At 49.6% G+C, this 20,318-nt stretch carries 12 protein-coding genes; 5 read left to right on the forward strand and 7 right to left on the reverse strand.

What is annotated here, in order from left to right; genetic code table 11:
• Positions 1-61: 61 nt before the first annotated feature.
• The gene (locus NG792_RS01060; RefSeq protein WP_261200900.1) at positions 62-2,533 is read left to right on the forward strand and encodes a putative PEP-binding protein; all 2,472 of its coding nucleotides are present in this window, start codon (positions 62-64) and stop codon (positions 2,531-2,533) included.
• A gap of 6 nt (positions 2,534-2,539) precedes the next feature.
• Here the strand turns inward: NG792_RS01060 and NG792_RS01065 are convergent, their stop codons facing one another.
• From NG792_RS01065 to NG792_RS01085, 5 genes are all read right to left on the reverse strand, one after another.
• Complete coding sequence (locus tag NG792_RS01065) at positions 2,540-3,418, reverse strand: DUF1361 domain-containing protein (RefSeq protein ID WP_261234187.1); 879 nt, start codon at positions 3,416-3,418, stop codon at positions 2,540-2,542.
• A gap of 303 nt (positions 3,419-3,721) precedes the next feature.
• A complete protein-coding gene (locus tag NG792_RS01070; RefSeq protein WP_261234188.1) occupies positions 3,722-4,138 on the reverse strand; it encodes a type II toxin-antitoxin system VapC family toxin in 417 nt (138 codons plus the stop codon).
• Positions 4,135-4,389 carry a hypothetical protein gene (locus NG792_RS01075; RefSeq protein ID WP_261234189.1) on the reverse strand — a complete coding sequence of 85 codons (255 nt, stop codon included), beginning with the start codon at positions 4,387-4,389 and terminating at the stop codon, positions 4,135-4,137. Before NG792_RS01075 ends, NG792_RS01070 begins: the two co-directional genes overlap by 4 nt.
• 238 nt (positions 4,390-4,627) lie before the next feature.
• Positions 4,628-7,276 (reverse strand): colicin uptake protein, encoded by a 2,649-nt coding sequence (locus NG792_RS01080; protein WP_261234190.1) that lies wholly within the window; start codon positions 7,274-7,276, stop codon positions 4,628-4,630.
• Positions 7,277-7,369: 93 nt separating this feature from the next.
• A complete protein-coding gene (locus NG792_RS01085; protein WP_261200889.1) occupies positions 7,370-7,495 on the reverse strand; it encodes a hypothetical protein in 126 nt (41 codons plus the stop codon).
• Between the two features lie 120 nt (positions 7,496-7,615).
• Between NG792_RS01085 and NG792_RS01090 the strand changes: the two genes are divergently transcribed.
• The 3 genes from NG792_RS01090 (at position 7,616) to ureC (ending at position 12,725) form a co-directional block, all read left to right on the forward strand.
• Positions 7,616-8,665 carry a hypothetical protein gene (locus NG792_RS01090; protein WP_261200888.1) on the forward strand — a complete coding sequence of 350 codons (1,050 nt, stop codon included), beginning with the start codon at positions 7,616-7,618 and terminating at the stop codon, positions 8,663-8,665.
• A gap of 30 nt (positions 8,666-8,695) precedes the next feature.
• Positions 8,696-10,732 (forward strand): CHAT domain-containing protein, encoded by a 2,037-nt coding sequence (locus NG792_RS01095; RefSeq protein ID WP_261234191.1) that lies wholly within the window; start codon positions 8,696-8,698, stop codon positions 10,730-10,732.
• Between the two features lie 259 nt (positions 10,733-10,991).
• Positions 10,992-12,725, forward strand: a complete 1,734-nt coding sequence (gene ureC, locus NG792_RS01100; protein WP_261201605.1) for an urease subunit alpha — start codon at positions 10,992-10,994, stop codon at positions 12,723-12,725.
• A gap of 501 nt (positions 12,726-13,226) precedes the next feature.
• Here the strand turns inward: ureC and NG792_RS01105 are convergent.
• Together NG792_RS01105 and NG792_RS01110 are read right to left on the reverse strand one after the other, a co-directional pair.
• Positions 13,227-14,189 (reverse strand): DUF1338 domain-containing protein, encoded by a 963-nt coding sequence (locus NG792_RS01105; protein ID WP_261234192.1) that lies wholly within the window; start codon positions 14,187-14,189, stop codon positions 13,227-13,229.
• A gap of 153 nt (positions 14,190-14,342) precedes the next feature.
• The gene (locus tag NG792_RS01110) at positions 14,343-15,656 is read right to left on the reverse strand and encodes an acetyl ornithine aminotransferase family protein (protein ID WP_261234193.1); all 1,314 of its coding nucleotides are present in this window, start codon (positions 15,654-15,656) and stop codon (positions 14,343-14,345) included.
• A gap of 366 nt (positions 15,657-16,022) precedes the next feature.
• On the opposite strand from NG792_RS01110, the gene NG792_RS01115 reads away from it, so the two are divergent.
• A complete protein-coding gene (locus tag NG792_RS01115) occupies positions 16,023-20,129 on the forward strand; it encodes a PAS domain S-box protein (protein ID WP_261234194.1) in 4,107 nt (1,368 codons plus the stop codon).
• The last annotated feature ends 189 nt before the right edge of the window (positions 20,130-20,318 follow it).

The following is a 20,318-nucleotide window of genomic DNA, read 5'->3' on the forward strand; positions in this document are numbered from 1 at the left end:
AATCCATGCAAAAGGGAGACACCCAGACTATGATAGAGGATGTCCGAATGCTTACTTGATTGTGGATCACCTTTACTGGCTGGACCAAATTCACCCCTCACAACGGTATTTAGTAGGGGACAATCCATTTTATTTAAGTCAGATGGCGCAACAGGGTTATCCTGTGCTGCCCGGATTTGTGTTGGCGGCCCCTGCATTGCGAGAATTTCTAGAAACCTATCCTTGGGAAGAACCTCTGTTTGCCGAGCTCCTGAGTTCCTCGGTGCATCTGAATGTAGATGATACCCGACAGCTTAAGGCGATCGCCCAACATATCCGGGAAGAAATGATGGCAGCAGAGTTACCCAGGCAGTGGATCAACGAGTTGGCAATGGCAGCGGAACAACTGAGTTCCCCGGGGTTAATCCTGTCCCCTAGCGTCACCCTGCCCAAAAATACCCCCACTCCGGTCAAATTTTCCGGGTTAGTGGAAAGCTATGTTTGCCTGTGCGATCCCGAGGAAATTGCCCTGGGGGTACTACAAACTTGGGCAGAGTTGTTTAGAGCAAGAAGTTTATTATATTGGCAGCGATCGCGCATTGAACTGCGTTCACTGAATCTGGCGGTTTTGGTGCAACCCCTACACAGTGCCATTACCTCCGGAACCCTCACCTATACCCAAGCGCACTGTGAAATTCAAGCCACTTGGGGATTGGCCCTGGCGATTAAACTGGGACAGGCAATTCCCGATTGGTATCAAATCCAGTCTAACAATGGGGAGGCGATCGCCCAAATTCTGGGGAACAAACACCTCGGTTATGATCTTAGGTTAAACTCCACCCCATCCAATGATTTAACCTTGGAAACCAGCTTGCTGAGTCCCTACAGTTGTCTTCAACCCTATTTGGTGAGTGACGAACAACAACAGGAATTTTCCCTCAAACCCCCGGAAGTGGCCAAATTGGGAGCGATCGCCCGCAACCTCGGCAGTCACTTAGACCGGAATTTCATCCTAGAATGGACCCTTGCCAAAGCTACAGAACAGTCCCCAGAACAGATCTATATCACCGGAGTGGAAGTGGGAAATCCCTTCCCCTCATGGGAAATCCCACCCCCTTTAGACCCACCTCCTGCCCCAAAATCTGCCCCAGTAACGGCAACCGAGGGAGAAGAGATGCTACAGATTATCCTCGGAACAGGGGCTGCCAAAGGAGTCGCCGTGGGATTAGCCTATTGCATGACGTCGGTAACGGAAGTCTGGGAAAATATCCCCCCAGGACGGATCTTGATTGCCACAGAAATAGCCCCCCATTGGCTGCATATCGTCCGCCAAGCAGCGGCAGTCGTCACCGAATCCGGGGGAATGACCAGTCATGCGGCAATTCTCGCCCGAGAATTTGGCATTCCTGCCGTAGTGGGGGCTGCCAAAGTCACCCAAGCGATCGCCACCGCCACGGAAATTTGTGTTAATGGCGATACCGGCGAAATCTTTGTACTCCCTGGGGGAACCGTCCAACCCAGTCCGGCGCCATCGCCTCAACCTGTTGCCTCTGTTATCTTAGAACCTCATCCGATGCCTTTACCCGACTCTGACTCCCTAACCCCTTCCTTCACCCAACCCTTTCCCACCGCCACTCAGTTGATGGTGAATCTGTCTCATCCGAGTTCCTTAGATCGAATTGCTGAAACCTACTTAGATGGAGTGGGTTTATTGCGATCGGAAATGATGGCCCTGGAAATTTTCCAATCCGAAGACCCCTACCAATGGCGCGATCGCCACAAAAACCAGGAGTTTATCCACCGAATTTCCCACCCCTTAAAGCGCGTCGCCGAATTTTTCTTTCCCCGTCCGGTATTTTATCGGTCCTTAGATTTGCGCGGGTACGATCTTCCCGCAATGCGATCGCCCGGACAAACCAGCATCAACCCCAATCGTAGCGCCCAAACCTTGGGGGTACATGGCGCATTTAGCTACCTCCTCGATTCGGCATTATTTGATTTAGAACTAGAAACCCTAGCCAAACTACAACAGGAAGGATTAACCAACCTGCGCTTAATCATTCCCTTTGTGCGAACCGTCGAAGAATTTATATTTTGCCGGAATCGAGTCCAACAATTCAAACTCGACAGCGTTCGGGATTTCCAACTCTGGATTATGGCGGAAGTACCTTCTGCCTTATTTTTAATCTCCGATTATGTGCAAGCGGGAGTCCAGGGAATCTCCATCGGCACCAATGATTTAACCCAGTTACTCCTCGCCGCAGACCGCGAAAATCAACAAATGTCCCAGGTGTTTGACCCCCGTCACCCGGCAGTCATGAGTGCCATTCATCAACTGATACAGATGGCAAAAGCAGCGGGAATTCCTTGTGCGATTTGTGGAGGCGCACCCACCCGGTATCCGGAAACCATTGATACTTTGGTGCGCTGGGGAATTGATGGAATTTCCGTCGAACCCGAGGCGATCGTCCGTACCCATCAGGCGATCGCCCGGTCCGAACAGCGCATCCTGTTAGAAACTGCCCGCCGTGACTCAGGGGACTGCCCCTTTTAACCCGGACTATGCCTCCGAATCCGTTGCAGGAGACTCCCCTGGGGCGACTGGACCCCAGGCACTTTTCGGCTGACTATTCCGGTGCATCAAGGCCAAAGTCAACTGTTTAAATAACCAGTATAAAACCGTAATCACCACAAAAGTGACAATCATCACCAAAAACGGACGGCGACCTATCAAATCATTCATCACACTTCTGACTAAAATATCCGGGTCCGTCACAATATCCCAACTATTAAACCTTTGAAACCGACCCAGATAAATCCCCACTGCAGTCAACCCATGTATCACCAGTTCCGCCAACCCAGTCCACCGACGCAACCCACAGCGTTCCATATACCAACTTAAATAAATCAGGGACAGAACATAAGATTGAAACCCCACAATCATAAATATCAAATACTGGGGAATCAAAGCTAAAGTAATAATCCAGACCGAGTATCCCGCGCGAATATCATTGATTAAATGAATCACATCCGTTAAGACATAAGGCGCATTCGGTAAAAAGGCGATAAACGCCACAAATCCCACCCACCATAACAGGGAACGCGAGCCCGTGGGGCTATTTTGACTGCGCCGCAACTGCCAAATTTCCGAAGACATCAAAATCAGAGTCAGGATGAGAATCCAGATTAAGTAATCCGCACTGATGCGTTGCAGCAGGAAAATTCCCGTCCGCAAAACCCGGTGAGCAGTCGGCAGAAAAGTGGCCCCTAAAATGAGAAACACCCCCCACCGCAACCATTGCGATCGGGGTTTATGAAACAGCCAAAAACTCAACGCTAAGGGGACAACCGCTAAAAACGTATTCCACACCATAAAGCGATGATTGCCTTGCAGGATTCCCCATGCAGCAGTCATCCAGTCAATCAATTGAGCAGTCATAGGCTTTTTCTTTCAGGGATTATTTTAACAGAGCTTGTTTTCTCCCTTACTATGATATTCACTCCATTCTGGGAGTTGCCAAATTGCTGAAAGTCTTGACAATTTCGATATTTTGTGGTATGTAAAAGATTAATTCAGATAGGCGATCAATTCACTCCGCTATACATAACTCAATGTTAATGGGTTCAGATAGAGAAAGCGGGGGCGGAACTAGAAGCGGGAGAGGAGGGTGAGACCGAGGGGGTGTCTAGGGCCGATCGCAGTTGAAAAAGAAGACCATCGGGCGCGGGAGTCATTATTCCCCTAATCGACGGATATAATCTCAAAACTATCGCGGTTATGAATCCGATAAAATAAAAAATCAGAGTCCAGGGTTAAATTTTGGCGCTGTCCGGTCTCTTCTGCTACCAGTACAAGAGTTGCATCGGCAAAGTCCATTGGGCGATCGCGATATTGTTCCATCAATGCCAACAAACGGGTCATCTGTTGCTCTGTATCAATGGAATAGGTGATAAGTCCGCCATGAACAATTAGCTTCCCCAGTTGGTTTTGCATTGTCCAGCCGCCTAGCCGATGACTCAGATACATTGCTTCTGTGAGGCAAGCCCAAGTCGTCAGCAAGGGGCAGGCGTAACCGCTAATGGCTTGGCGGTAAGCGTGGTGTTTGGGCTGTCGGCGATCGACAATGGTAATCAAAATGCCAGTGTCACAGAGAATCACAGATTCAATCCTTGATCACGGTATTTTTCAACAAGGTAATCACTGTAGTTTGGTGGTGCGGTTTGTACGTTAGGAGGTGGGGAATCGAGGGGGAGTGTATCCACTTCAGCAAACCAGTTTTCCCAAAGGGTAGTGTAATCGGTTTGGGGTTGAAGGGAGCGGGCAAAAGCGAGAATTTGGGTTAAGGATTCGGGGGGAAGGCGATCGAGTTCGCGATCGAGTTGTTGTCGGATTGGGGGAGGGTTTGGCATGGGTGGAGTTGATGGGGTAGTGGGTTGCTTGGGCAGTTGAGAAACCGGGCTTCTTAGGAAACATTATGCCTTACAATTACGGTTATCGCCGAAACCCGGTTTCTGGGCTTTCTGGGATTAGAGGCGTGAGCGAATTTGGTCATGGCGGATTCATGTCACGAGGAACAAGAGAAAACAGGAATTTTGTGTCCCTCTTGCTCCCCCTTCCCTGCCAGGGAAGGGGGTTGGGGGGTTAGGTCTATTCTCTCCCATTTCCCCCTGGATTAGATGGCACTCCCCCAATTAAGCCATTAGCGGTATTGAACAAATTAATCGGGCTTTTACCGTCGGTAATTAACACACTTTGTAGACCTAATCCCGCTAAGAGTCGGGCTTGCATTTCGGGTCCGGCTTGGGCGATCGCCCGCAGGGTGTCAGGTCCTAGGGCGGCTACTTTTTCGGCAAATTCGGTACTGGTAATTTCTGCCATGCGTTGGGCTTTTTCTATTTCTAGGTTTGTGAGAGCTTGTTGATGGGCGAATTCGGCTTCTTGGCGCGATCGCAGTTGGGCGAGTTCGACTTCGGCGCGGATGCGGGTGGCTTCGGCTTCTTGGGTGGCTAAATTCACTTGTAATTGTCCTTGAATCTGCGCGGCTTCGGCTTTGGCGCGGGCTTCGGCGGTGGCTTGTCCGGTGGAGGAAATGGCGGCGTTTTCTGCTTCTAATTCCAGCAGGTTTCGCCGTTCTGCTTCGGCGGCACTCTTATCAACGATCGCCTGTCTTTCTAGTCTCGCTTTAGCTTGTTGGGCAATGCGTTCTGCATCATGGCGGGCGGCAGCTTCTTGGGCGTCTGTGGTGATTTGAATAGCAATTTGTACGGATTTTTGCAGACTTTTTAAGGTCTCTTCATCCACGGGCTCGACGGATTGAATGTCGATGTTAGTAATGACTAAATTATTGGAACGAAATCGGAAATCTTCCCGAATATGTCCCTCGTCATCGACTCCAAAGACGGCTTGGCGGATGATGCGGGCGGAGTTGCGGTGGAATTCATCAAATTGGACTCCGGCAACGGCACCGCGCACTCGGGAGGCGATCGCCTTACAAGCAGCGCCGACAAAATCGGGAACTTGAAATAATTTCTCGGTCTGTTCTTCGTTATTTTTATCGACTTCAAAATACCAATTATAGGATAATTGTAATTGCAGTCGCGCATGATCAGAAGTTTCTACGGTGAAAATATCCGTCATGAAATCCGGACCCAATAATAAGGCTAAGGATTTAATGGCATTGGGTCGTTTGGGTTTATCCCCCGATAAACTTAACACCGTAAAGGCTTCATCGGGACCAAGCATGACTAAATCAGGACCGAATACATTCCGTGCAGTTCGTTCTTTATAGTCGTGAATTTGCACTACGGCATTTTGAGGAATATGAAACACAACCGCACGAGTTTTATCCCGTTGTTTGCTCTGATTTCGGTTTCGTCCGAGGGTTTCCTCACTACTGCCGCTATATTCCCCGCGATCGCCTAATGGGTCACTTTTGCGTTGCAGCAACTCTTCCACCACCGGGGGTAACTCTTTTTCCCAAGATTCTTCATGGGGGGCTAACAGATAAGCTTGGGGTCCACTCACCAGTTTAAGTTCCCCACTTTGAATATCTCGCACATAGATTCCTTCATTTTTATCTAAGGGAATCGCTTTGCGCCTTTCAACCACATGGACTTGTACCGGCGGAATATAATCGCGGGGTCCATGAATCATCCACAAATCCCCGGGTTGATGATGAATCGGGTTTTCTGGAGTCCCTTCGGTAAACGCTTCACAAGCCCAGAGTAACAAGGCTTCTTGTTCCCCCAGCACATACAGGTTTTGGATGCCGTTGTGGAGGGATTCTCCGGGATGTAAAAAGAAGGTAAGTCGCCCTTGTCGGACTTCCTTCATCCCAAATTGGGGTTTACCTTGGCGATCGATGGGGTCTACGACAATACACCATTCTCGGTCATTCAGGGTAGTCACTTCGACTTCTCCCACGACTTGTTCATAGACGTCGGGAATATGAATTTCTGCATCTTCTAAGGTGACTAACCATTCATCTCCGGCTTTCCGTTGCCGTCCAAAAATATCAGTAAAACTGCGTAATGCTTTCAGATGTAAAGCCTTACGTTCGGTTAAGACATAAGCGTCAATTAGACCGAGGATTTCTTCATCAATGCCCGGTAAATAAGCTCCTTCTTCTCTTAATAACCATTCTTCTCCGGCGCGGCGGTGAATTCCTTGGCGATCGCTACAGTTTTGACGGGCAAATAATCGAAGGGCTTGATTAGTTTTAATAATAGTGGCTTGCACAGTTTTAACGATCGCCACTTCCACCCGAGGGATGTAGGTTCCGGGTCCTTCAAATAGCCATTCATCTCCGGCAACGCGCTCAATAATTTGGGTTTGAGCGGTTTCCCCGGGGACTGTCACAGTATCGCTAAAATCCCGTAAGGCGCGCAATCGCAAAGCTTGGTTAGTTTCCACGACTTGCAATTGGGTGACGCTTTCGGCGAGTTCTTCCCCTGGATAGAGGGGAAAGGGTTCTTGAGATAAACGAATTTCCCGATCGCCATAACGCAGTTTAATTTGTCCCCGAGGATCAGTCAGGGGTGCGCGATTTTCATCCCGCATGACTGGATTGGCAACGATGCAATAATGGCGCGGTGGGACAACAATTGCAGGTTGTGGTTTTAAGATGAGTCGTTCCCCATCTCGTAGGGTGATAGTTTGGGGTCCAACTTCTAGGCGAGTAATTCCCGTATTATTATCTAAAACATGAATAAATTCCTGGGGTTTAAGACGAATGACGCCACTGGCTAAATCCGATTCTAATGTGAGGTTTTCTGAGAGTTTATCCGGTTTAATCATGTTTTAAATATTCTCTCAAGAGAGAATAGGTAATAGGATAGTTCTACTATAAACAAGGATTGCCAGGATGGGGTGATTTGGATCGCCCGTTCTTTAGGTGATAAAACACCGCCAATGGATGACGGCGATCGCTTGACTGCGGAGTGCTACGATCGCTGTTACGCTTAAAACTGAGGTGAGAAAACAGCGGTAAGTATTTTCGACTAGAGTGATTGCCATCGATGAAGTTGAAAGGTCATAGTTCTCCCTGGGGGGAAAGGAAAATGTGATTTTGCAGAGCAGAAAGGGTACAATCCTCCCAGGGGTATTTATTGTTTAGCCTCGCCACTAATGAAATGTATGATCGTTGAATTACTGCTCCTCGGGATTTTATTCCCCCCTGATGTCGCCCAAGCGGGCGAGGTAGAACCCTGGCAAGCAGAAGGGTTCGGGGAAAAGCTGGAATTTGCTGCTAATGCTGCTAATCTGGAGCCTTTATTTTTCCAACCCCTTCCGGGCGATCGCACTGAGGTCCTTTTTCCTAAACCGGATGCCGGGGAGGGGACGGTTCACCCCCAAGGTGAGATCGCCCAAGGGGAACCCTCCACAACACCGGAGGGAACGACCCCCCGCCAAGGGACTCCCTTACATCGGGGGACCCCGGGGGAACAACCCTTCATTCCCGAACGCATCCCGTTTCGTCCTCGCATGGATCTTACCACTCAAAGCAAACCCTATTTGGCTTCTCCGGCGATTACGGTGATGACTCCCTCCGGTTATGGTGCGGGTTGGGGAAGTGCGGGATTTGGACTAGGTTTACAGGAACGAACTCGGTTTACGGATACTAGCGATGGGGTTGGTGGATTCGGCATCGGGTTTGGAAATCCTCGGGAAAATATTGGCTTAACTGTTGGTATAACGGTAACGGATTTATGGGGTGATGCCTTCGAGGATGGCAGTGTCAGCTTAAAATTGCACCGACAATTGCCCAATGATTTTGGCATTGCGGCAGGGGTACAAGGAGCGCTCACTTGGGGAGAAACCGATGGCGGGACCTCTGGGTATGGCGTGGTGACGAAACGGTTTGTTTTGGATGACCCCGAGAACCTTTGGAGCCAATTGTATCTGACCCTGGGGGTCGGGGGTGGACAATACCGCTCTGAGTCGGATATCCAGGCGGGAGAGGGGACTGTAGGGCTGTTTGGCTCAGTGGCAGTACGGGTTGCTCCTCCCGTGAGTGCGATCGCCGAATGGACGGGTCAGGACCTCACTTTGGGGGTTTCCCTGGTGCCGTTTCGGAATATTCCTTTGGTGATTTCTCCCGCGATTACGGACATCACCGGAAGTGCTGGAGATGGCACTCGGTTTATTCTGGGGATTGGTTATGGGTTTACATTTGATCGGTTGTAGTACAGGCTTATTTAGAGAAGGATTCTCACAATGAAAGTGTTTAAGGGATGGATGAAATTAGTTTTGGCTATGACATTGGTGGCGATCGCTGCTGATCCTGCCATCACCCAGACAAACCAGTCGGATATCACAGGACCCCTAACTCCAGAGCCGGTATTACCTGTAGAAGAACCCCCTGTAGAAGAACCCCCTGTAGAAGAGCCTCCTGTGGAAGAACCGCCAGTGGAAGAGCCTCCTGCAATTATACCAAGCGGAGATATACTCCCTTTAGAAACTCCCACAGAAACTCCCACAGAAACTCCCACAGAAACTCCCACAGAAACTCCCACAGAAACTCCCACAGAGACTCCCACAGAGACTCCCACAGAAACTCCCACAGAAACTCCCACAGAAACTCCCACAGAGACTCCCACAGAAACACCTGGGGATAGCCCAGTAATCCCTGTTAACAGCCCAGGGGAAGTGCCAGCACCGATTCCCATTCAAACCCTTGAACCAATTAACACTCAAGCGCCCGAACCCAGCGCCCCGGTTGTCATCCCGGAGAATCCCCAGGTTCCCCGTGAGGAGGAAGTTCCTCCAACGGTGGGTGAGAATAATCCAGAACCGGACCCCACCACAGAAAGTACCAATCCGATAGAGGGTCAGATTCTCGAAGGGGGTGATAGCACAACGGAAGAGGCACAACCCATGACTCCCCTATCGGACCAAGAAGTCGATCGCCCGGGTTATGAAACTCAGTTAGCCGTTGCTGATGTTGGGGTGGCGGTTCAAATGTTGGAAGAATTTCAGGCAATGGAGTTTAGCAATTATCTAGCGGTGGAGTTATTGGGGGAAACGGCGACTCCCGATGAAATTGCCCAAAAATTGTATGATTTGTGGCAAGAAACTGACAATAAGAGTGCATTTATTTATGTCTCAGCCTTAGCAGAGCAATTAGAACTGGTGATGATTTTCCCCCAGAATTTTAGAGTAGCCGGGGGCAGTTCAGACTTAGTGGTTTCAGCGGATTTAGCCCAAGGACTGATTGAGAGAACGAGTGAGGTAGCTGTTCGCCAAACCGTGCCAAATATCTCTCGGGAAGAGCTGATTGCACAGGTGCAAAACTTGCGAGCAGAACTGACTAATCCCAGAAGAATAAACAGCCAGAGTTACTTACCGATCGCCCAACAACTCTATCAGTCCTTGATTGCTCCAATGGAAGCACAATTGAAAGCTAATGGGATTGAAACCTTAGTTTTTTCGATGGATTCTGGGTTGAGAACCCTTCCCCTGGCGGCATTACATGATGGCGAACAGTTTTTAATAGAAAAATATGCCGTTGCTTTAGTCCCCAGTTTTGGCTTAACTGATGTCACCTATTCTGATATCCGCAACCGAGAAGTGTTAGCGATGGGTTCTGCTATTTTTGAAAACCTCAATCCTCTGCCTGCGGTACCTAGTGAGTTGCAAAATATTGTGAGCGAACCCTGGAAGGGAATTGTTTTCTTGAATGAACAATTCACTGCCGCTAATTTCCGACAAATTAACCAGGAAAAACAATTTGGAATTATCCATTTGGCAACTCATGCGGAATTTCAAGGGGGAAATTTGGATAACTCTTATATCACGTTTTACGATGGCCGAGTCGGACTCAACCGAATTCGAGAGTTAGCCACGGAACTCGGGTGGAATACCTCGCAAAATCCTCCCATTGAACTCTTAACCCTAAGTGCTTGTCGGACGGCAGTAGGAGATACCGAGGCGGAGTTAGGATTTGCGGGGTTAGCGGTGCTTTCTGGGGCTAAGGCATCCTTAGCCAGTTTCTGGTATGTTAGCGATGCAGGCACTCTGGGATTAATGAGTGAATTTTATTCCCAATTAGGGGAAAAACCACTGAAAGCCGAAGCTTTACGGCAAACCCAACTGGCGCTGTTAAGGGGAGAGGTGCGCCTAGAAAATGGGATGTTAGTTCTCTCTAATGGCAAAACCGTCCCCCTCCCACCGGAATTGGTAGAACAAAAAACGCCGAACCTATCTCACCCTTATTTTTGGTCGGCGTTTACTCTAATTGGGAACTGGAATTAACCCGATTAGGACGGATACCCATCAGATTTTCGGAGGTTGACCCACACCCCCACCTCAAGGGTGTGGGGTGTTTACTCTGAAATCTGCATCTCGATCGCCCGGTTGATGTCATCGATTCCTGGGAATTTGGGTAGCTTTATTCCCCTGTTTTACTCCAGGCTGTTATCAAGCGTACTAATGCCTGTTTAATTCTCCCTCAAATGGGATAAACTAATTGGAACCCTGAAATGATGGGCGAGAATGGAGTGAGGGAACATCAATGAGTTATAAAATGGACCGCCGCGCTTATGCGGAAACCTACGGCCCAACGGTGGGCGATCGCATCCGGTTAGCAGATACAGAATTATTTATTGAAGTTGAACAAGACTTTACCACCTACGGCGATGAAGTGAAATTTGGCGGGGGAAAAGTCATCCGCGATGGCATGGGACAATCCCCCATTGCTAATGATAGCGGGGCGGTAGATTTAGTAATTACCAATGCGGTGATTCTGGATTGGTGGGGAGTCGTGAAAGCCGATGTAGGAATCAGGGATGGGAAAATATTTAAAATTGGAAAGGCCGGAAATCCTTATATCCAAGATGATGTTGATATTATTATTGGTCCAGGAACCGAGGCGATCGCCGGGGAGGGGATGATTCTCACAGCCGGGGGAATTGACGCCCATATTCACTTTATTTGTCCCCAACAAATTGAGGTGGCGATCGCCTCGGGAATTACCACCATGTTAGGCGGGGGAACCGGACCCGCTACCGGGACAAATGCTACCACTTGTACCCCCGGACCTTGGAACATTCACCGGATGTTACAAGCTGCCGATGCCTTCCCGGTGAATCTGGGGTTTCTGGGAAAAGGCAACAGCAGCAGACCCCGTGCCCTCGTGGAACAGGTTCTCGCGGGCGCAATCGGATTAAAATTGCACGAAGACTGGGGAACCACTCCAGCGGCGATCGATACTTGCCTAACCGTTGCTGATGAATATGATGTGCAAGTTGCTATCCATACCGATACTCTCAATGAAGCCGGATTTGTAGAACAAACCATTGCCGCCTTTAAAGACCGCACTATTCATACTTACCATACAGAAGGGGCTGGCGGAGGACACGCCCCAGATATTATCAAGGTTTGCGGCCAAAAAAATGTGCTGCCCTCTTCCACCAATCCGACCCGACCTTATACAGTCAATACTTTAGAAGAACATCTGGATATGCTGATGGTGTGCCATCACCTCGATCGCAGTATCCCAGAAGATGTCGCTTTTGCAGAATCCCGCATCCGCCGGGAAACCATTGCTGCCGAGGATATTTTACATGACCTCGGGGCGTTTAGTATGATTTCCTCTGATTCTCAGGCAATGGGACGGGTGGGAGAAACCATCATTCGCACTTGGCAAACCGCCCATAAAATGAAGGTACAACGGGGGTTTTTGTCTCCGGATGACCGGAAAGATGCGATTCCCAGTACCACAGAACATGATAATTTCCGGGCGCGGCGTTATATTGCTAAATATACAATTAATCCCGCAATTACCCACGGGATTGCTAATTATGTGGGGTCGATTGAAGAAGGCAAACTGGCGGATTTATGTTTATGGCGTCCGGCATTTTTTGGGGTGAAACCGGAACTCGTCCTCAAAGGCGGGGCGATCGCCTACGCCCAAATGGGAGATGCTAATGCCAGTATTCCTACTCCGCAACCCATCCATTCTCAGCCCATGTTTGCCAGTTTTGGAGGGTCGCGGACGGCGACATCTTTTACCTTTGTCTCCCAAGCGGCATTGGAGTTAGAAATACCAACTCAGTTAGGATTGCGAAAACAGGCGATCGCCGTTTCGGACACGCGGAAAATCGGGAAACGGGATATGAAATTAAATGAGACCCTGCCCTATATTGAAGTCGATCCAGAAACCTATCAAGTTTGGGCGGATGGTCAATTACTCACCTGTGAACCCGCCCAAGTGTTGCCCTTGGCCCAGCGATATTTTCTATTTTAAACAAATGGTAGGACTTACCCATTCTACCAAATCCGGTTGTTAAAAGTCGTTTTTTCTATTAGCCCGCGCAGGCGGGCTTTGTCCGTATAGACCCAGGCTTCAGCCTGCGGGTTTTTATAGATTTATCACAACCGGATTCCGTATGAAGTAGTTACTACAAACAAGTAGAGTAAAGAAACAAATAGCCCGAAAGAGAGTAACAGGAAATCTGCTATTATCTTTCGGGCTTTTATCCCGCCGTGTAACCAACAACTGTTTCTAAGCATTGAACGTGAAACTTAGAAACAGAACCACTCCGAGGTTGACTCAATTCTTTTGAATCCAGGTTTAAATTCGTCAATTCAAATCAGAATCCAATCAAGGATTAAGTTCTCTACTTTACCGTTAGCAACAGTTTTTAGTTCTGTAATGCTTTCTATTTAATAATTTTTAGCAAAAGCCACAGGGCAAAACTGTATTGAAAGTTACCGTTAACCGAATTTATGCAAAAATTTTACAAAGCTACCCCCGAGGGGTGATGGTTCCCTGGGAACGGGTCATTTCAAAGAGTTGGGCGGCGTTGGGGCCTAGGAACCCTTGAAAGAGTTCAGGATGTCCCGGGGTGGGTGCGATCGCAAATCGTTGGGCAATTTCATAATAGGCATAAGTCCAAGGAATTTGCACAAAAGGACCCTCGGGCCGACTGCGGATAGTGACAGATTCCTGTATCGCCTGGGTTGCAGTTTGACGTAACCCGACTTGAGCACTTCCTTCAATCTCAGCTTTCATGGGAACCCCTCGATTGCGAAGTGCTTGCGCAGTGGTTTCGATATCCGGGTAAGCGGGGGTATTTTGGCGGTTCACATAGCCGGTAAAATGGTTGACGGCATAGCCATGCAGCAAGACCCAGGCCCCATACTGACTCACGGCATTGACTGTTTCCAGGTGCGATCGCAACGGAGGCATCCAGGGACGAACAAACAGACATTTGAGTCGCTGGGCCAAAATGTGAGGTTCTGTGGGGTGAGTATCGATCGCCCTTAAGTCTGTAATAGCAGACTGGCACTCTAATAGTCCCTCTATATCTAAACCCCACTGTACCGTCTCTTCCAGATGCGATCGCACCTCCGGCGGCAACTGATCCACAATTAACTCACTGATAAACAGTTTCGGCAAATCAAACTCGTCCTGTTGTGGATGGCGATAGTGACGCGCATAGAGGTGTTGGGTAGGAAAAGCTAACTGTCCCATTTGCACATAACCCAACCCATCGAGAACCTGTTCCAGGTGACGAATGCCTAAATTTACCGTTCCGATCGCCGTTTCAATAGAGAGGGCCAGGGACCGAAAGGCGATATGATCATTCGCAACAGTTCCCCCCGCTTCCGAGATGACCCCCTCGTAAATTCGGGCGTAGGGAACACGGTGACTGTAGTCTAGCCAGAGTTGATGCCATAGCGCTTGGGCGACTAATGCTTGTTTCATCGGAATCCCTCCAGGAATTGTGAGATAAACACCGCCAATCGTTTAAACCCCCGCCGGTTGTTGCAACGGGTGCAAGATCTTAGTAATCCCCAACATTGTGGTTAAGAAACCCTGTTTCTTGTCCCTGTGACCCTATGCAGCAACCCCAAGGCGTTAGAGTGTGGCAAACAGTTTGGCGAAACAGGCATCGAGAATCTCTAACGCCACCTGAATTTGTTCAGCATCAACCACCAAAGGGGGACAAAAGCGGATCGCAGATTTGCCACAACCCAGCAGTAAAAGTCCGTGATAGAATGCCTCATCGATCGCGCGATCGCGTAAGGACGGGTCAAAACCACCGGATTTATCCAGTAAATCCACCGCCACCATTAACCCCTTCCCTCGCGGTTGTGAGAGTTGGGGATAGGGTATGGCTAATTTCCTCAACCCCTCCTGTAATAACTCCCCCATCTGAGTGGCATTGGCGATCGCCCCTTGCGTGAGGACCTGTAACGTCGCATTAGCTGCGGCACAAGCAACCGGATTCCCGCCAAAGGTAGTAGCGTGAGAACCCGGGGGCCAGGTCATCAATTCCGGACGAGCGAGAATTGCCCCCAGGGGTAATCCACTGGCAATCCCTTTCGCCAGGGTAATGATATCGGGCATCACATTCCAATGTTCCACGGCGAACAACTTGCCCGTGCGACCCATGCCCGATTGTACTTCATCCACCACCATCAAACAGTGATGGCGGGTGCAAATCTCGCGAATTCGGGCGAGGAATCCCTCTTCTGGAACCAGATATCCCCCTTCCCCTTGAATGGGTTCAACAACGATCGCCGCCAGTTCCTCCGGGGGTAACACCGTCTTAAACAGTTGAAACTCCAGGTAATCTAAGCTGGCATGAGTGCCGTAGGGAATATGGGTGATTCCCGGTAAGAAGGGTCCAAATCCTTGACGTTGCACCACCTTTGAACCCGTGAGGGACATGGCCCCAAAAGTGCGCCCGTGGAAAGCCCCCAGAAAAGCCACAATCTGAGACTTTCCCGTAGCATAGCGGGCTAATTTGAGCGCCCCTTCGTTGGATTCCGCCCCAGAATTGCTGAAAAAGACCTTGGCACCTGCGGGAAAGGGGGCGAGTTTTGCCAACTGTTCCGCCAGTTCCACCATTGGTTCATAGTAAAAATCGGTCCCCGACATATGTAGCAACTGGGCTGCCTGAGCTTGAATCGCTTGCACCACCTGGGGATGAGCGTGTCCAGTGGCGGTTACCGCGATGCCTGCGGTAAAGTCAAGGAATACATTGCCATCCACATCCTGGATCGAGCAGCCCTCTCCTCGGGCTACGACTAGGGGGTATCCTCGGGTATAGGAGGGAGAGGTCACGGCGCGATCGCGCTGGACCAGTTCTTGGGCGCGGGGTCCCGGTAAGGGGGTGACCAAATAGGGCCTCCGAGGTAAGGATTGGGCCGTTAAAATTTCATCCATCGCCTTTCCACTCTTAGGATTTACTAATGCCTACTCGACGAAATTCTAATGTAATTACAGTTGACCGGGTAGCAATTGGAGTTGACTTCACAGCAATTAAAGGAGAAAATAGAATGAGTCAAACTAAGTATATTTACTTGAAAAATCCGGGTTAAGTGGGTTTTATCGGTTTTTTCCCCAGAAATCAAGTCCAAATTCTAAAATGGTAGGAATAGAACGAAAAAGAGGCTGAGGTTAAATCGGAACCTGGGCTTAGCACAAAAAAAGGAAAAAAGCACCTCTCTTTATGATGAAGTGGTTTCTTAACGTTCTCCTGTTCCCGCCTTGAAAGTGCCATCCCCAAGATCCAGACTCCTCTGAATCATAATGAAAATCAGTCCATCTGTCCTCCTGCGTCTGTTTAGCAAACTGCCTCAGCTTTGCTATCCCAGAAACCAGCATTCAAGGCCATTGCTACAATTCCTGCACCCACTGGGCATTGCCCTCATCAGTGTCACCCTCGCCACGGCGGTTAAAAGCGCCCTAGCACCCTTAATCTTACGGGAAAGCCCATTTTTGGTGTATTTTGCAGCGATTATGGCTAGTGCCTGGTTTGGGGGTACGAAAGCGGGACTGATGGCCACCCTGGGGGCTGGATTAGCCAGCAGTTACTTATTTTTATCTCCGCTTTATCCCCAAATAGAAAGCAGTCCGGGCCAAACATTCCGGTTAATTTTATTTCTGCTGGAAGGTTCGGCAATTGCGATCGCCATCGGTTCATTGCAACAAAAGAAAGAACAGTGCGCCCAAAGTGCCAGAATCGCTCAAAGACATCTTGAATCTTTTCGGCGAAGCGAACAGCAATTTCAGTTGTTGGTAGAGGGCATCGAAGATTATGGACTTTATATGCTTGGGCCCGATGGACGAGTAAATAGCTGGAATCTGGGAGCAAAACACCTCAAAGGCTATGCAGCCGAGGAAATTATTGGACAACATTTTTCCTGCTTTTATCCTCCAGAAGCAGTGGCCCAAGGTCAACCGGAACGAGACTTAAAACAGGCAGTAGAACAGGGACGGTTGGAACAAGAAGGAGAACGACGGCGAAAGGACGGAACCCGCTTTTGGGTCCATGAAGTAATTACGCCTTTATACGATAACCAAGGTAATCTTTACGGCTTCTCTAAAATTAGCCGGGATATCACCCAAAGCAAGCAGGCAGAGGCGGCACTCAGAGCCAGTGAACAACGGTTTAAAACCCTCGCTGAATCAACAGTGGAAGGGATTTTATTTTATCAGGGCGATCGCATGATTGCCGTAAATCCTTCCTTGGAAAAGATATTTGGATATGACCCGGACGAACTGACCGGACGGCCCTTAGCCTATATTTTTACAGAGGAAACAGTAGAGTTAATGTTGGATGACTGCCGATGGATACAGGAGATATCATCCGAAGCGGTGGGGATTAAAAAAGATGGGACAACGGTGTTTCTAGAAGCGGTTATTCAACCGACGCTTTATTTGGGTCGCTCAGGATGGATGGCATCAGTGCGGGATATCAGCGCTCGCAAACGGGCCGAAGCGGAACTCCAACAAACCCTGAAAGAATTATCTGATTTCCAATTTGCTTTAGATAAATCAGCGATTGTTGTGACAACTGATGCTAAAGGCACGATTCAATATGCTAATGAGAAATTTAGTGAGATTTCTCAATATTCCCAGAGTGAATTGATTGGACAAAACCATCGCTTGGTCAATTCCGGCTATCATCCTAAAGAATTTTTTAGGAATCTCTGGGCGACCATTTCTCGGGGGGAAGTGTGGCGAGGAGAAATTAAGAATCGGGCCAAAGATGGAACTTATTATTGGGTGGATACGGTAATTGTACCCTTTTTAGATAGTCATGAAAGGCCGTTCCAATATTTAGCCATCCGCTACGATATTACCCAACGAAAACAGGCCGAGGAAGCCTTGCGCGACAGTGAAAAACGGTTCCGGGATATGGCAGATACGGCCCCGGTGCTGCTGTGGGTAGCCGATTGCCAAGGGCAATGGACCTTTTTAAATAAGTGGGGATTAAACTTCATTGGCGCATTACTGGAAGCGGACCCGGACCTCAACCATCGGGACCGGATCCATCCCGAGGAGCAGGTCCAGTGCGTCTTAAGTTACCAACAAGCGGTGAAGACCAGCCAACCCTTTACCCAAGAATACCGCCTGCAACGAGCGGATGGAGCCTACCGCTGGATGCTAGAAACAGGGGTTCCCCAGTTAAGTCCCGAGGGCAATTTACTCGGGTTCATTGGGTCGGCGATCGATATTACCCCCCTCAAAGAGGCGGAAGCGGAACGGATTCAACTCTTGCAACTCGAACAAGCCGCCCGAACTCAAGCTGAAGCCAGCGAGCAGTATTATCGATTCCTGAGCGAAGCGATTCCGCAAATGGTCTGGACCGCCCTACCGGATGGGACTTTAGATTACCTGAGTCACCGCTGGAGTGAGTACACAGGCTTAAGCGAGAGCGAACTTTTAGGCTGGGGATGGGAACCCATTGTGCATCCTGACGACATGGCCGAATGTCGCGAAAAGTGGACCCTTTGCCTGGAAAACGGACAACCGTATGAAATTGAAGCGCGGATGCGCCGGGGTTGCGATGGCGCTTACCGCTGGCATCTGGGATTAGCGGTGCCCATGCGGGATCCTCAGGGGGAGATTGTGAAGTGGTTTGGGACAAATACGGACATTCACGAACGCAAGCAGGCACAGCAAGAGCGCATGGAGTTGTTGGAACGGGAGAAAGCGGCCCGAATTTTGTCAGAACGGGCAACGGCGATGGTGCATCGGTTACAAGCGATTGTGGATGTGGCGATCGCCCCTTTATCTCTCCATGATCTGCTCCAAGAGTTGCTCGATCGCCTCACGATGGTGTTAGAAGTCGATGCTGCCGTCATTTTATTGACTAACGAGGACCGGACAGCCCTGATGGTGACCGCCACAAAGGGCTTAGATTTAGACGAACCCCTGTCGCCGAGTATGCCGATCCCGATAGGTCTAGGGTTCGCGGGAAAAATTGCCCAGACTCGGCAACCGATGCGGATTGAGCGCGATGCTCATACTCAAGTGATTAGTCCCCTGTTCCGACACAAAAAAATAGAGTCAATTATGGGCGCACCGATGCTCTTACAAGACCGGGTACTCGGGGTGATCCATATCAGTACCGAGTCGCCGCGAGAATTCATGGCAGAAGATGTCTATTTGCTGCAACTGGTGGCCGATCGCGTGGCCCTTGCCATTGACCGGGCCAACCTCTATGAGGCCGAGCAACAAGCCCGCGATCGCGCCGAAAAAGCCAACCGACTCAAGGATGAATTTTTGGCGATCGTCTCTCATGAATTGCGAACTCCCCTCAACTCCATTCTCGGCTGGGCGCAATTGCTCCGTTCTCGCACTTTGAAGGAAGAGACACAACAAAAAGCCCTGGAAACCATCGAACGGAATGCTAAGCATCAGGTGAACCTGATTGATGATATCCTCGATGTCTCCCGGATTGTTCGCGGGAAAATTCGCCTCAACCGAGTTCCTTTGTATTTGGAAACTCTGGTGGAACAAGCGATCGCCACCCTGACTCCGGCAGCGGAAGCCAAATCCATTCAAATCCACACCCAGTTCAACTCAAACGGACAGCCCATTTTAGGGGATAGTAGCCGCCTCCATCAAGTGGTCTGGAATCTGCTCTCCAATGCCGTAAAATTCACCCCCAATGGCGGACGGGTGACGGTGGCGATCGAGCAGGTGGGCGATTACATCGAGTTTCGGGTGCAGGATACGGGGATGGGAATTAGTTCGGACTTCCTGCCTCACGTCTTTGAGGGCTTTCGCCAAGCCAACAGTTCCTCCACCCGTACCCACGGGGGTCTCGGTCTGGGCTTAACCATTGTGCGCTATTTGGTCGAACTGCATGGGGGAACCGTCCATGCTTTCAGCCAGGGAGAAGACACAGGTTCAACCTTTACCGTGGCCCTCCCTATCGGGGTCTCCCAGAACCTTCTTTTGGATCCCGATTCCCTGACTTGGGACAAAAAAACAATGGGGAACGGTTCCTTTAACCTCGCTGGTTTACAGGTGCTGGTGGTGGATGACGATCGCGATACGGGAGAGCTGATTGCTCAAGTCTTAGGGGAATATGGAGTAAAGACGACGGTGGTTTTATCCGCTGCCGAAGCCCTAGCCGCCACCGAGCGATCGCGTCATGACATCTTGATTTCTGATATCGGAATGCCAGATGAAGATGGCTATGGTTTGATCCGCAAAATTCGCCAGCGCGAGGCGGGATACTCTAAGCCCATTCCGGCGATCGCCTTGACCGCTTTCGCTCGGGAAGAAGATCGTCAACAGGCCCTTTTAGCCGGATTTCATCTTCATGTTGCTAAACCTGTGGAACCCTTGAAATTAGCAACTGCCCTCGCCGAAATCGCCCAACAAACCGGCTTAATCTAATCCCCGAATTTCAGATTTACGCTTGATCCTGAGAAGTTCTGAATGTTTCAAGGCTAGAATTGAACTGAGGGAAGCACGGTTTGCCGGACCCCTATTTTCTTAAAATTAGCCTCTCCCAATTTACTCAGAATTAAAACCGATCCCTACGGTTTGAGTGTGGAAGATAATTTATGGGAGATCAGACTCCAT

It is taken from the genome of Laspinema olomoucense D3b, assembly GCF_025370785.1.
Classification (GTDB): Bacteria; Cyanobacteriota; Cyanobacteriia; order Cyanobacteriales; family Laspinemataceae; genus Laspinema; species Laspinema olomoucense.

Coding starts and splice junctions, on each gene's coding strand:
- NG792_RS01115 (WP_261234194.1), top strand. CDS start 16,023: ATGAAAATCAGTCCATCTGTCCTCCTGCGTCTGTTTAGCAAACTGCCT.
- ureC (WP_261201605.1), top strand. CDS start 10,992: ATGAGTTATAAAATGGACCGCCGCGCTTATGCGGAAACCTACGGCCCA.
- NG792_RS01095 (WP_261234191.1), top strand. CDS start 8,696: ATGAAAGTGTTTAAGGGATGGATGAAATTAGTTTTGGCTATGACATTG.
- NG792_RS01110 (WP_261234193.1), bottom strand. CDS start 15,656: ATGGATGAAATTTTAACGGCCCAATCCTTACCTCGGAGGCCCTATTTG.
- NG792_RS01090 (WP_261200888.1), top strand. CDS start 7,616: ATGATCGTTGAATTACTGCTCCTCGGGATTTTATTCCCCCCTGATGTC.
- NG792_RS01085 (WP_261200889.1), bottom strand. CDS start 7,495: ATGGCAATCACTCTAGTCGAAAATACTTACCGCTGTTTTCTCACCTCA.
- NG792_RS01075 (WP_261234189.1), bottom strand. CDS start 4,389: ATGCCAAACCCTCCCCCAATCCGACAACAACTCGATCGCGAACTCGAT.
- NG792_RS01080 (WP_261234190.1), bottom strand. CDS start 7,276: ATGATTAAACCGGATAAACTCTCAGAAAACCTCACATTAGAATCGGAT.
- NG792_RS01105 (WP_261234192.1), bottom strand. CDS start 14,189: ATGAAACAAGCATTAGTCGCCCAAGCGCTATGGCATCAACTCTGGCTA.
- NG792_RS01065 (WP_261234187.1), bottom strand. CDS start 3,418: ATGACTGCTCAATTGATTGACTGGATGACTGCTGCATGGGGAATCCTG.